Source organism: Nocardia amamiensis (genome assembly GCF_015477605.1).
Lineage (GTDB): Bacteria > Actinomycetota > Actinomycetes > Mycobacteriales > Mycobacteriaceae > Nocardia > Nocardia amamiensis_A.
Window position 1 is genome coordinate 1 of the sequence record NZ_JADLQX010000050.1, and the last position, 13,059, is coordinate 13,059.

Annotated in this window: 9 protein-coding genes; 7 read left to right on the top strand and 2 right to left on the bottom strand. The window is 65.4% G+C overall.

All coding sequences use genetic code 11. The features are described 5' to 3' along the window. Positions 1-518 precede the first annotated feature (518 nt). The 4 genes from IU459_RS34735 to IU459_RS34750 all read left to right on the top strand — a co-directional run bounded on the left by IU459_RS34735 (position 519) and on the right by IU459_RS34750 (position 5,766). Entirely contained in the window at positions 519-1,439 is a 921-nt protein-coding gene (locus IU459_RS34735; RefSeq protein WP_195133838.1) for a helix-turn-helix domain-containing protein, read from the top strand. Positions 1,440-2,603: 1,164 nt separating this feature from the next. Continuing rightward, positions 2,604-3,683 (top strand): tyrosine-type recombinase/integrase, encoded by a 1,080-nt coding sequence (locus tag IU459_RS34740; RefSeq protein ID WP_324199143.1) that lies wholly within the window; start codon positions 2,604-2,606, stop codon positions 3,681-3,683. Between the two features lie 520 nt (positions 3,684-4,203). Further along, a complete protein-coding gene (locus IU459_RS34745) occupies positions 4,204-5,526 on the top strand; it encodes a family 1 glycosylhydrolase (protein WP_195133839.1) in 1,323 nt (440 codons plus the stop codon). Between the two features lie 45 nt (positions 5,527-5,571). After that, positions 5,572-5,766, top strand: a complete 195-nt coding sequence (locus tag IU459_RS34750; RefSeq protein ID WP_195133840.1) for a hypothetical protein — start codon at positions 5,572-5,574, stop codon at positions 5,764-5,766. A gap of 9 nt (positions 5,767-5,775) precedes the next feature. Here IU459_RS34750 and IU459_RS34755 read toward each other — a convergent pair whose 3' ends face one another. Both IU459_RS34755 and IU459_RS34760 read right to left on the bottom strand, forming a co-directional pair. Continuing rightward, positions 5,776-6,789 (bottom strand): NAD(P)H-dependent flavin oxidoreductase, encoded by a 1,014-nt coding sequence (locus IU459_RS34755; protein WP_195133841.1) that lies wholly within the window; start codon positions 6,787-6,789, stop codon positions 5,776-5,778. A gap of 97 nt (positions 6,790-6,886) precedes the next feature. Continuing rightward, on the bottom strand, positions 6,887-7,585 hold the full coding sequence (locus IU459_RS34760) for a TetR/AcrR family transcriptional regulator (RefSeq protein ID WP_195133842.1): 699 nt from the start codon (positions 7,583-7,585) through the stop codon (positions 6,887-6,889). A gap of 183 nt (positions 7,586-7,768) precedes the next feature. On the opposite strand from IU459_RS34760, the gene IU459_RS34765 reads away from it, so the two are divergent. The 3 genes from IU459_RS34765 to IU459_RS34775 all read left to right on the top strand — a co-directional run bounded on the left by IU459_RS34765 (position 7,769) and on the right by IU459_RS34775 (position 12,261). After that, a complete protein-coding gene (locus IU459_RS34765) occupies positions 7,769-9,490 on the top strand; it encodes a GMC oxidoreductase (protein ID WP_195133843.1) in 1,722 nt (573 codons plus the stop codon). A gap of 344 nt (positions 9,491-9,834) precedes the next feature. Further along, positions 9,835-11,400, top strand: a complete 1,566-nt coding sequence (locus IU459_RS34770) for a serine hydrolase (protein WP_195133846.1) — start codon at positions 9,835-9,837, stop codon at positions 11,398-11,400. A gap of 225 nt (positions 11,401-11,625) precedes the next feature. Continuing rightward, positions 11,626-12,261: an MspA family porin gene (locus IU459_RS34775; protein WP_228838936.1), complete on the top strand. Its 636-nt coding sequence runs from the start codon at positions 11,626-11,628 to the stop codon at positions 12,259-12,261. Positions 12,262-13,059: the final 798 nt, after the last annotated feature.

Genomic DNA, 13,059 nt, shown 5'->3' on the forward strand with positions numbered 1-13,059 from the left:
CTCCCGGTACAACCGGACCGCGCGAGCCCTCAACTCGTCGGGATACTTCCTCGGTGCTGCCACAGATGACTCCTTCCGGTCCTATCGGACCACACATCGGAGCCCTCCGGAAAACGGGGGAATCTCAGGGCTCACAACGTCGACGGGAACCGCATGGCGGCCGGTCAGTGCATTGTGTGGTGCTGGACCACAAGGAGTCGATTCGACGCCAGTCAGGCTGAGCCTCAGACCTGGGCCGGTCAGAGGCTCAGCGACGGCGCACAGGCAGTACGCGAATTGCGCGACAGCTTCGCCCCATCGCTTGAGGACGTTTCGTCGACTGCCCGCGTGGCGGTGCAGGCACGGGAAGCGGCGAGTAGGTCGTCGACTGTGTGAAGGCCAGCTCCGGTGGCTGGTCCGGCCAGACCATTGTTGAGCAACCTGCGCCACTGTCAGGGCGACGGTTGATCAGGTTCGGTCGGTCCTGCGACTACGGGAGGCGATTACGAGGGCAGCATCACAGAAGGATCAAGGCAGTAATGAGGAAGTTAGTCGAGCATATACAGCCACTGGGCGTCCGAAAAAGCCCGTCTACGCTGGGGGAATACATCAACTGGGTCCGTTTGACCAGCGTCGTGCCAGAGAAGGTCCGAGACCTCTCGCCCCGCGGCAACGAACAGGGCCTGACCCTGACACAGCTAGGCGCACTGCTCGATTCCTCCCCCAATACAGTCCAGAAATGGATCTACGACGAACGCACACCCTCCGACACCTACATCGAGCTACTCATCGAGGAGCTGAACGTCCCGTGGTATCTCGCGGACGTCATGAAGGCATTGGTCGCGCCTGATCTGCATCGGATCTCCCCTGCAGACTGGCCAGAAATCACCGACGACGACCTCGCCTACCTCGAAACCTTCAAAGAGCCTGCGTGCTTCCAAGGGCTACCATTCTTCGATCTTCCACCCGGCGCCGCGAACGAGCCGTGGTGTCGCATCTTCCCCATGCTGCGGCCAGCACCCAGAGGCTCGAAACGCGTCGTCAACATTATCGACGTGATGCTCAATGCGGCTGAATCCGCCAGAATCAGAAATCGATTCGAGCGCGTGTGGGTAATGCTCTTCGGCCTGCGAATATACCGCCCCCTCGCCGACCCAGTCCGATTCGCCGAGGTCTACGAAGCCTGCGCGAGATCGCCGTATTTCGAAAGACTATGGAAGAACGACCCATTGCAGGAGATCATCGACGATACAACCGTCGGAATATTCAACCCCGAGACTGGCCAAGACGACATCTACCAAACTCGGCAAACCGACGCCCACTTCCCGCCCGGACTGCTCAAGACGTACTCACTCTACCGACCCGCGCCAACAGTGGAGATCCACCTGCCCGATGCAGCCGACTCGCTCGAGCACGGGCGAATTGGCCCAGCCCTCAGAACGCCGAACATTCTCGGCTGAATACCGCCTGACAAGCAGGCGGCCAGCCCGGACACCTTGCCCGCAGTTGCCTACCCGGTTAGCGCCACTGGGGCGTTCTGTCGCGCCTTCAGTCGGTTCCGCATGCCGAAAATGGCACCCACACTGGGTGAATATCTGAAAAAATCACCCACGGTGTACACGCCGAAACTATTGACTGCCCACCCGCCGCGAATGAATGCTTGGAAGCAATAAGCCGTTGCCGTACATACCATCTGCGACGCCAGTAGCGAATCGTCGTTGATGGCAAGCATGCTCTCGCAGCTTGACTCGCGTTGTGTCGAGATGGTCAAAACGCTGCGCGATTTACTTTGAGGTGGTGGAGGTTTTGCGTATGCGAATGCAGTCATCGACGTTGCATCGAATCCGCTCGGGGCTGGGGAGGCTCAGCACACAAGCCAGCGGGGCAGGCACGGTCGCCGGCCCGATGCGCCCGTCTGGCCAGGACGACCACCCCTACTCCTTCTCGATTGCGTCGTCCAAGAGGAACCTGCTTCCCACGCTCCGTGCCTACACGATGGCTGCTGGCAGCTGCCCGCCGCGCGGTGCGACATCTCGCTGGGCCTCCTAGGTGAGCGAACGTTCCATGAGCCAAGACCAGCCCGAGCACCCCTGTCCACTGCCGTCGACTGTCCCGAAAACACGTTGCACGAACCCATCTTTGAAATCGGCCAGACATCATCGAAGGATCTCGCGGCGCCACGACGAATCGATAGTGGGATTCGATAACCTCTTCAGTGCGGCACCGCGTGTGGTCCAGTTTCCGGGGATTCCCTTCGACTACCCCACTGCAATCATCGAGACTCCTGTCGGAGTCGCACACTGCGCGACAGCAACCATCGACCAACGCGGTCGCGTCAGCGATCGATCGGCCATCCGGAAGCTGGACTGGCATCCAGGCCAACCGGTGACAATCACGCACCAAGGCCAGCTCGCAATCGTGCACCCATCCGACGACGGTCGCTGGGCAGTCGGCCCCACCGGCTACATCCACCTTCCAGCCGACATCCGGCACGCCTGTGGCATACGAGCCGGCGACCGGCTCCTACTCATGGCATCCCTGACCCACCATCAACTCGTCGTGTACACCACCCCCGTGGTCGCCGCCGCTCTCTCACAGTTCCGACCCGACCTCTGGGGGCCACAGTGACATCCGATGACGTCAGTACTGCGTTGCATCTGATCGCCAGACTTGGGCTCAAACTCGAAGACCTTGTCGTCGAATCGGCACGGCTAGGCCCCGCTCCGACGTTCCAGCAATACATCGCACAGGTTTCGGCCTCGGCACCTGAAGCGACGGTGAAGGCCTACGGCACCTACTGGAAGGTTGTAGAGGAGAAGTGGGGCGACCGACCGATCACCGAGCCCACATACACCGAGATCGAACAACTTATCAGCGAACATCGGGCACGCGCGGCCGCTGTCGGACGATCGAACTCCCGCGGCGGAGTGGGCGCTGCGGCCACGTTGGTTTCAGCCATCCGTAAGCTTTATAGCCACGCCGAACATGACAGGTTGATCCATCCGCTCGACAATCCCTCAACAAGAGTGAAGAGAGCGCGACAGCTCCCGAGTCCACGACATGCCCTCGCCCTTGAGCAGATCATCGACGTCGGTCGCATCGCAGCCACGACCGGCAACGACCGACCACTCGACGCTCTGATCCTGCGGATTCTAATCGAAACCGCTTGTCGCCGCGGCGGTCTCCTAGGTCTCACGGTCGATGACCTCAACGTCGAAGACTGCCTCCTACGTCTTCGAGAGAAGGGAGGCACCACCAGATGGCAGCCTGTCTCCCCCACTCTGATGCAGACGATCCTCGAACATGTCGATTCCCGCGGCGGCGCAGACGCAACACGGCATGTTCTTCGATACCGCAACGGAAGGCCGGTCGGGGAACGACGCCTCGACGGGCTGTTCAAACGCATCAAGCGGATCCATCCCTGGGCAGCTGCGCTCGGCATCTCCGCGCATTGGATCCGGCACACAACGCTGACCTTTGTCGAACGCGAGTTCGGCCTGTCGGTCGCGCGAGCCTACGCCGGCCACGAAGAGGGCAGGAGATCGTCAGGTCCCACGACCTTCACCTATACGAAGGCCGGTCTGCTCGACGTGGTCGAGGCGCTTGTGGCGTTGACCGGGGAGTCTCATCCGCTGCTTCCGGCTGGCTCGCGACACCCCTTGTCCAACGCATGGCGTAAGCCAGGCGGATCCGGCGCGCGGTAGGCTAACGCGCTATGAACCCACTTTCGTGGCGAATTCGCTGCGGAACGGGTGTTCGAGACCATGCTCGAATCCTCACACGGCCCTGGTATCACGATGAATCGACGAGCCGGGACCGAGGGGCATCTCACAAGCAACCTTCGCCGCGCCATCCGTTCCTCCCGCGCTGGGATAGCGCCCCGCCCCGGCCCCCTTCCCTCCTGGCGGCTTGTTTTGGTCGTGAGGGGTGCGTGGAGATCTGTTGGGTGGGCTGGGTTAATACATTGTTAAATGCGAATATCTACGTAACTAGATGCCTATCAGAGGCTGCCCCGCGTCCTTTGGAAGGCTTGCAGCACGCCTGCCCGAAGTCGCGCGACTCTCCCCCATCCCAGCGACAAGGCCGACCACACAAATCCTCTCCCCCACTTCGACAAAAACGGACAATTGACCAGTTACCCTGATCCCCGTGGTACCCGCCCTGCCCGGTCCCCCGTACCGGAGATCAACGAGCGCCCGTCGCCCGTCTCGGAACAGGAGTTCGATGCGATCACACCGTCGCCGCCACGTCGTGGCCGTGCTCGCGGCAGTCACCGCGGCATTCGTCGGGAGCACCACGCATGCGTCCGCGCGGCCCGCGCCACCGGCACAGGTAGCGCCGATGAGCCCGGACTTTCTGTGGGGCGTCGCCGCGTCCGGATACCAATCGGAGGGTCATGCCCCCGACAGCAACTGGTCCCGCTACGTCGCATCTGGAAAAACTACTGACCCATACCGGGATTCGATCGACTTCTACACGCGCTACCGGTCGGATATCGCCCTGGCGGCCGACCTGGGCGTCAAGGTCTATCGGGTCGGCATCGAGTGGGCCCGTCTCCAGCCCGAGCCCGGTCAGTGGGACCCGGACGGGCTGACGTTCTACGACAACGTGGTCGCCGCGATCACGGCCGCGGGCATGCGCCCGATGCTCACCATCGATCACTGGGTGTATCCGGGATGGGCGGTCGACCGCGGTGGATGGAACAACCCGGGCATCGTGGAGGACTGGCTGGCCAACGCGCGTGCCGTCGTGGACCGCTACGCCTCGTACAACCCGCTGTGGGTGACGTTCAACGAGCCCACGTTCTATCTCGTCAACGAGCTGCGCCACGGCGGACTCGCGCCGACCTCGGTGCTCGCCATGCAGGATCGGATTGCCCAGGCGCACAACAGCATCTACGACTACATCCACCGCGTACAACCGAATGCGATGGTAACCAGCAACGTCGCCTATATACCCGGCGGCGAGGACGTGGTGAACAAGCCGCTGGTCGACAAGATCAGCGCCGGACTCGACTACATCGGCATCGATTACTATTACGGCCTGTCCCCCGACACCGTCACGGGCACGATGAACTTCACGGAGCTGTGGAAGAATCCCTTGCAGCCAGAGGGCATCTACTATGCGCTGCAACACTATTCGCGCCAATTCCCCGGCAAGCCGCTCTACATCGTCGAGAACGGCATGCCCACGGAGAACGGCATGCCGCGTGCGGATGGATACAGCCGTGCCGATTCGGTCCGCGACACCGTCTACTGGCTCCAGCGTGCCAAGGCCGACGGCATGAACCTGATCGGTTACAACTACTGGAGCCTCACCGACAATTACGAGTGGGGTTCCTACACACCGCGCTTCGGCCTCTACACCGTCGACGTGCTGACCGATCCCGCATTGACCCGCAAACCGACCGACGCGGTGGCGGCATATTCGGCCATCACTCGATCCGGCGGCGTCGCGCCCGACTATCGGCCCACCCGCGCGCCGAAGGACTGCTCATTCGTCGACGTGCCCGCCAGCTGTTCCGACCCCGTCGCGGTCCCGCGGTGACACGTTCTCGAGGACCCGGCAAGCGCCACCGAGAGGAAGCAGAGGATGTCCGACGATCCCGTCGCGGTGCTGCGCCGCTGGCACGACTCCGGTGGGGTCTGGCGGGTGGTCGGCCGCCGCTCCGGCGCGGTCACCATCGCACTCTTCCCGTGCACCGGCGGCGAGGAAGTCGACCGGCTGACCTCCGCCGATCCCGGCCTGATCCGTTTCGTCGGCGACCGAGTGAGCAGCGAGGACTGAACCCGTCGGCTATCGGTCGGCCGGTCCGTCCGCAAGGTGCGCGGTCGCGCCGGACCAGAGCCGATCGAGCACTCGCGCGGCCGGTTCCACCGCGGTGACCAGACCGACGCCCTCACCCGCGTCGATCGGCGCCACAGCGGGATCTCCGGCGGCGATCGCCGCGGCCAGCGCCGCTCGCGCGGACTGATCCGCGGCCAGCTCGTCCTCCCGACCGGTCCACCGATCGGTGAACTCGGTTCGCAGCACCCGGGCGGGAAAGCGTGCGGGCCAAGGCAGTTCCGTCCCTACGTCGTATGCGCGGGTAAGAACGGTGTCCTCGGCACGCGCCGCGAGTAGCGCCCGCCGGCCCGCCTCCGACAGCGACGATTCCTCGCAGGCCGCGAGACAGGTGCCCAGCCATGCTCCGGTCGCGCCCGCTCGCAGCACGGCGGCCAAGCTCGACGGTGTGCCGATTCCGCCCGCCGCGAGCACCGGAACCGACGCGACGTTCAGCACCGCGTCCAGGAGTGGCGGCAACGTCGAGTTCACAGCGCCATGACCACCGCCTTCCACACCACGGGCCACCAGGACACCGACACCCGCGTCCTGCGCACGCCGTGCGTCCTGCGCGCTGTAGACCTGAGTGGCCGCGACGATCCCCGCGTCGGTGACGCGGGTGGCCCACCCGAGATCGGTGCCGAAACTCACCGAGATCAACGCAGGCCGCGCCGCGATCGCGACCTCCAGCAATTCCGGCTCCGCCGCGACCACCCAGTCGACCAGGCCGATGCCGAACGGACCGTCGACGCCGCGGACCTGCGGCAGTTCTCGTTCCAGCGCTGCGACCGATCCGGCACTGCCCATTCCGATCATGCCGAGGCCACCAGCGGCGGTCACCGCCGCGGCGAGCCGTCCGCCCGCCACGCCGCCCATCGGAGCGTTGACCAGGGGAATCCGCGCGCCGATCCGGTGCGCCCAGGCGAGCGGGGCCCGGGGTCCCGGCGAGGCAGGCAATCGTTCGTCGTGATCCGTCACGCGTTCCATCGCAACATAGCCGAATTCGACATCGCGCTCGGTCCCCGTTGTCCCATATGCGCCACTCGGCGATCGGCTGGTCGGGACTGCCCGAACGCATGGCAGGTCAGCCGCGATGACCGAGCATGTCCAACAGCGCGTCGAGTTGGTGTTCGAACAATTCGTCGCGGTCGGCAAAGGTGTCGAGGCCGTACATGTCGAAGACGTCCGCGCTCACCGCGCCGAACAAGCCGACCCAGAACGTCACGCCGCGCACCACCAGCCAGTCGGGCAGCTCGAGCTGGAACTCGTCCCGGATCCGCGCGAAACTGCCTGCCAGCGGAGCCGATACGCGCGGCTCCCGGCTCGGCGACGCCAGCTTGCCCGTCGCATAGGCGCGGGCGAACAGGGTTTGCATGGTGGCGATCACCCGCGTACCCGGCGCGACGGTCTCCGCCGCTGGGGCTTCGTAGCCGGGCACCGGCGTGCCGAACAGCAGACCGTAGCGTGCCGGTTCGGCCAGCGCCCACCTGCGCACGGTGCGGCCGAGGACGCGCAGCCGGTCGATCGGATCGTCCGCGGCGTCGGCCAGCGCGGCGTCCACCGCGTCGCCGAGTGCGTTGTAGCCGTCCACCACGAGCAGGGTGAGCAGTTCGTCGCGACTGCGGACGTAACGGTAGACAGCCGAGGAAACCACCCCGAGGTCGCGCGCCACGGCTCGCAGGGAGAGTGCGGCGGCGCCGTCGGTCGCCAGGTGTTCGCGTCCGATCCGGACGATGTCGGTCATGGTCTGAGCCCTGGCGCGGGCGCGGGGTGTCGTCGGCATATCAGACACCTTGCTCTCCATAGAGAGCGATGTCAACTATTGAGAGCATCGCTCTTACGCCACAACGACGGGAGCGTACGGCCCCTCCATACGGCGGCGAAGTAGTCCAGATCGACTTGCGAACCGTTACTTACCCGGGAGTAGTGTTAGCCCTGTCACTGGCGACACGATGAGGAGTTCCACATGGACCAGCGGACGACCGATTTCGACGTGCTGATCGTCGGTTCGGGGTTCGGCGGCAGCGTAACGGCGCTTCGGCTGGTGGAGAAAGGGTACAAAGTCGGCGTGCTGGAGGCGGGCCGCCGCTTCGCCGACGACGAACTGCCCAAGACCAGCTGGGAGCTGAAGAAGTTCCTCTGGGCGCCCGCGCTCGGCTGCTACGGCATCCAGCGCATCCATCCGCTGCGTAACGTCCTCATCCTCGGCGGCGCCGGTGTCGGCGGCGGCTCGCTCAACTACGCGAACACCCTGTACGTGCCGCCGGAGCCGTTCTTCCGGGATGCCCAGTGGCGCGACATCACCGACTGGCACGAGGAGCTGACCCCGTACTACGAGCGGGCGCAGAAGATGCTCGGCGTGGTGCGCAATCCGCACATGACGCCTGCCGACGAAGTCTTCAAGTCCGTCGCCGACGACATGGGCGTCGGCGACACGTTTGTACAGACGCCGGTGGGCGTGTTCTTCGGTGAGCCGGGAAAGACCGTGTCCGACCCGTACTTCGGCGGCGCCGGCCCCGACCGCACCGGCTGCGTCGAATGCGGCGACTGCATGGTGGGCTGCAAGTACGGCGCGAAGAACACCCTCGTCAAGAACTACCTCTACCTCGCCGAAAAAGCCGGCGCCGAGGTCATCCCGATGACGACGGTCACCGCGATCCGGCCGCACCCCGACGGGACCTGGGATGTGTCCACCGTCCGCACCGGCGCCTGGGTGCGCAAGAACCCGCAGACGTTCACCGCGGCGCACGTGGTCCTCGCCGCCGGAACACGCGGCACGCAGAAGCTGCTGTTCGCGATGCGCGACAAGGGTGTGCTGCCGGGTCTGTCGGACCGGCTCGGCGTGCTGACGCGTACCAACTCCGAGTCGATCGTCGGCGCTGCGACCAAGAAGGTCACCCCTGGCTCCGACTTCACCAAGGGTGTCGCGATCACCTCCTCGATCCACCCCACACCCGACACCCACATCGAGCCGGTCCGTTACGGCAAAGGCTCCAACTCCATGGGCCTGCTGCAGACGCTCATGGTCGACGGCGGCGGCCGCATCCCGCGCTGGCTGCGCTTCCTCGGCATGGTGCTGCGGCATCCGATGGACCTGCTCAGCTTCCTGAGCACCAAGAACTGGAGCGAGCGCACCATCATCTCGCTGGTCATGCAGCATCTGGACAATTCGATCACCACCTACACCAAGCGCGGACTGTTCGGCCGCAAACTCACCAGCAAGCAAGGGCACGGCGAGCCCAATCCGACCTGGATTCCCGTCGGCAACGACGTCACCAGGCGGGTCGCCGAGAAAATCGGCGGCATCCCCGGCGGCAGCTGGGGTGAAATCGTCAACATTCCGCTCACGGCCCACTTCCTCGGCGGCGCGGTGATCGGCGCCGACGCCGAGCACGGCGTGATCGATGGCTACCACCGCGTGTACGGCTACCCCACGCTCAGCGTCGTCGACGGTGCGGCGGTATCGGCCAACCTGGGCGTGAACCCCTCGTTGACCATCACCGCACAGGCCGAGCGGGCGGCGGCGTATTGGCCGAACAAGGGCGAGGTGGATACGCGGCCTCCGATCGGCGCTGGATATCGGCGGATCGCCCCGATCGCGCCGGTCAACCCGGCGGTTCCGTCGAGTTCGCCTGCGGCGCTGGTGCTTCCGATCGTCGAGGTCCGGGAGACACCGGCTGCCGGATAGGAGCGAGGCGCCCGGTGTCACGACCGGGCGCCCATTTCACGGCGGGTTTCCCTGTCGCGACGCCCACGATTCCGCTCTTCGACTTGCCCAGCTGACTTCGCCCTCATTGTCATCGAGGTTCGCTCAGCGGCGTCTGCACCAGCCTGCCGGACGATACGTTCGCCCGCCCAGCAGAGGTGGGCGAGCAGCCTGGGGGCCGGGCGACCAGACGATCCCCGTCGGAACGAGATACTCCAACCTTCCGCGCAGCAACCTCGCCTCAACTAGCCTTTAACTGGCCTTTTATCGCTACGAGAGCCAGGAGGCGATCCTTGAGCACACTCCGGCGCGCGCTGCTCGGTCCGATGACGATGGCGACCGCCGTCGTTCTTGCCGTGACCGGATGCGGCGACGACGATTCGGCCTCCTCCCCCGCAACCGATACACCGACCAACTCGACGATGCCCAATCAGGTTGCCGGAGTGGCGATCCCGGACGGACGGATCGACGACGCGGTGGCCGAACTGGACGAACTCGCCGAAGGGCTGCTCGAATCCTCCGGCATCCCCGGCATGGCGGTCGCCGTCGTGCACGGCGGAAAAGTCGTATACAGCAAGGGATTCGGTGTCCGAAACATCGTCACCAAGGAGAAGGTGGACGCGGACACGGTCTTTCAGCTCGCGTCGGTCTCCAAGCCGATCGGCGCGACAGTCGTCGCCCGCCGGATCGCCGCCGGTGGCGTCGAGTGGGACACCCCGGTGCGCAGGCTGCTGCCGTCGTTCGCGCTCGCCGATCCGTACGTCACCGAGCACGTCACCATCGGGGACTTGTACGCGCACCGCTCCGGGCTCCCCGATCACGCCGGTGACCTGCTGGAAGACCTCGGCTACGACCGTCAGCAGGTGCTCGACCGGCTACGCCTGCTGCCGCTGGGCGCCTTCCGGGACTCCTACGAGTACACCAACTTCGGCCTGACCGCCGCCGCCGTCGCCGTGGCATCGGCCGCGGGCACCGACTGGGAGAGGTTGTCCGAGCAGACCATCTACGATCCGCTCGGAATGGAGTCGACCAGTTCGCGCTACGCCGACTTCATCGCCCGCGCCAATCGCGCCGAGGGGCACGTCCTGATCGACGGCAAGTACGCGGTCGCGAACCCGCCGCGTCAGCCGGACGCGCAGTCTCCCGCGGGTGGGGTCAGTTCGTCCGTCGCCGACCTGGGCAAATGGATGGCGATGGTGCTGGCGAACGGTTCCGCGGGCGGCTCAGTGCTCGTGCCACCGGAGGATCTGCTGCCCGCCCTCTCCCCACAGGTGGTCTCGGCGCCGCCGAAAACGCCGGACGCGCGCGCCGGGTTCTACGGGTTCGGCTTCAATGTCAGCGACTCCGCCGCGGGCCGGGTGGTACTCGGTCATTCCGGTGCATTCGGTCTGGGTGCGGGCACCGCGTTCACGCTGATCCCGTCCGCCGACGTCGGCATCGTGACGTTGACCAACGCGACGCCGATCGGCGTGGCGGAAACGCTGAATGCCGAGTTCGCCGACCTGGTCCAATTCGGAAAGGTGCAACAGGACTGGCGCACGCTGTACCGGACGGCATTCCAACCGATCAGCGCGCCGACCGGCGCACTGGTCGGCAAACAGCCACCCTCCGATCCGATTCCGGCGCAACCGCTGCCGAGTTATGCGGGCACCTATGACAACGCCTATTACGGCCCGGCGACGGTCAGTGTCATCGCTAATTCCCTGACCCTCACCTTGGGTCCGAGGAACATGACTTTCCCGCTGAAACATTGGAACGGCAACACCTTTGTCTTCACCCCGACCGGGGAGAACGCCAATCCAGGCACCGTATCGCAGGCGACTTTCGACGGGACCGAGCTCACGCTCGAGTACTACAACACCGAACAGCTCGGCGTCTTCATCCGCAAGTAAGATCCAGCCGCGGCACTATCACCTTTCGGCTGGAAAAGGTTCCGGAACAACTTCCCTGTCATCGTGATCTCTTGTGTCCGTGCGTCTTCCGAGGGAACCAGCGCGAGCGAGAACGCTCGGCATTCGAAGAGCGACTGCCCAACAATGGGGGCGCTCGCTCGGTGCTGGAGCGCGACACCGAGCCCGTACTATGGCGTCTGACTGTTACTAGGACTAAGGATTTCGTTGAAGGGCTCGACCATCGCGATGCTCGGCATCGCCGCTACCACGGCGTTCGGCATGACCGCCGCCACCGCGACCGCTGATCAAGTGGCGGACAAATCTCGCGTCGTCACCACCGAGGACGGCTGGGAGTTGCAGATCAGCAAGACCGCGGAAGACGTGCAACGCGTACCCAACCTGGCCGCGACGCCATTCACCCGCGAAGGGTTCGTCACGTTGTCGGCGGCAGCCGATATCGGTGGCGCGGGCCGGGAGGCGGTGAATTCCGGGACGTTGCAGCTGGGATATCAGATCGGCTGCCAGGCCGATGTGTCCAACGGACTCACCGTCGGAATCTCCGCGGCGATCGGCCCGAACGCGATGGTGACCGTCGCTCCCTCGCCCGGTCTCGCGCTCGGCGGCAGCGCGCTGGCCCTGCCGAACATGTCGACAACCATCAAGCCCGGCACCATCAGCACCATCACGTTCGGCACGAAAACGCTTGCAGGGCCGCATGGTTCGATCTCCGTCGATCAGGTGCAGATCAAGATCGATGCGTGCGCGGGTGCGGTGAGCCTGCGCTCGTTCGCGATCGTGTCCATATCCACTGCCACAGCCGACAATTCGGTCGCGGTCTACGGTGACCCGATATGGCTGTGATCCGGATGCCGGGGTGGCGGCGCTGGATCGCGCCCGCCGGAACATCGGTTTCGCTGCTCGTCGCCGCGGCGACCGCATCCGCCGAACCTATCGTTCCGGCCGATCCGCCCTCGGCGTGCAGCGAAGCACCTGGTGCGGCAACAAACCCCGCGTGCGGCGATGCACCGAAGGGGCGAGGCGGGCCCGCGGTGCCGCAGACACCGCTGCCACTGCAGATGCTGGCTCCCCCGCCCGCGCGACCGGCACCCAGTACGAATACGCCTGCCGGTGCGCTGGTTCCGCCCGCACCGGGTCCCGGCGGGGCCACTCCGATCGTGCCTGCCCGGTAGCTCAGGTGCTCTGTGCCGGCGGGCCTCCTTCCAGCCCGCCAGGCAGCATCAGCGGCCGGACCGGGAGTCGTGCAAGCTCCACCTGAAACCCAATCTCACGCTCCGAGTCGATGGGCGATCGGGAACGTGTGGCCGCACAGCCCGGCGCTGTCCCGCATGGTGGAGTTGAGAGCCTGATAGTCGAGTCGCGCCATAGCCCTATCGTGCCGGCTGCACGACCTCGCGGCCCGGCTCGAGCAGGCCACCGTCGAAATCTGGTACGAGGAACCGGCTCCCGGCGCGGCCGGGTGGATCTCTCGGCGCTCACTCTGCCCGCCGACGCGGACGCCTACGTCTGCGGCCCGCCCGGTGCTACAGCCTGCCAGGTTCCGGCGCTGCACCGAGAGCGCGCCACGGAACCACGAGATTCCCGCGTGACAGTTTCCTGTGCGGTGCGCGCGATCACCCGGTCAGCCGCCGTTCCAACGGC

Excerpts from the sequence above, each read along its gene's own strand:
- IU459_RS34745 (WP_195133839.1), top strand. The coding sequence starts at position 4,204 with ATGCGATCACACCGTCGCCGCCACGTCGTGGCCGTGCTCGCGGCAGTC.
- IU459_RS34760 (WP_195133842.1), bottom strand. The coding sequence starts at position 7,585 with ATGCCGACGACACCCCGCGCCCGCGCCAGGGCTCAGACCATGACCGAC.
- IU459_RS34765 (WP_195133843.1), top strand. The coding sequence starts at position 7,769 with ATGGACCAGCGGACGACCGATTTCGACGTGCTGATCGTCGGTTCGGGG.
- IU459_RS34735 (WP_195133838.1), top strand. The coding sequence starts at position 519 with ATGAGGAAGTTAGTCGAGCATATACAGCCACTGGGCGTCCGAAAAAGC.
- IU459_RS34770 (WP_195133846.1), top strand. The coding sequence starts at position 9,835 with ATGACGATGGCGACCGCCGTCGTTCTTGCCGTGACCGGATGCGGCGAC.
- IU459_RS34755 (WP_195133841.1), bottom strand. The coding sequence starts at position 6,789 with ATGGAACGCGTGACGGATCACGACGAACGATTGCCTGCCTCGCCGGGA.
- IU459_RS34750 (WP_195133840.1), top strand. The coding sequence starts at position 5,572 with ATGTCCGACGATCCCGTCGCGGTGCTGCGCCGCTGGCACGACTCCGGT.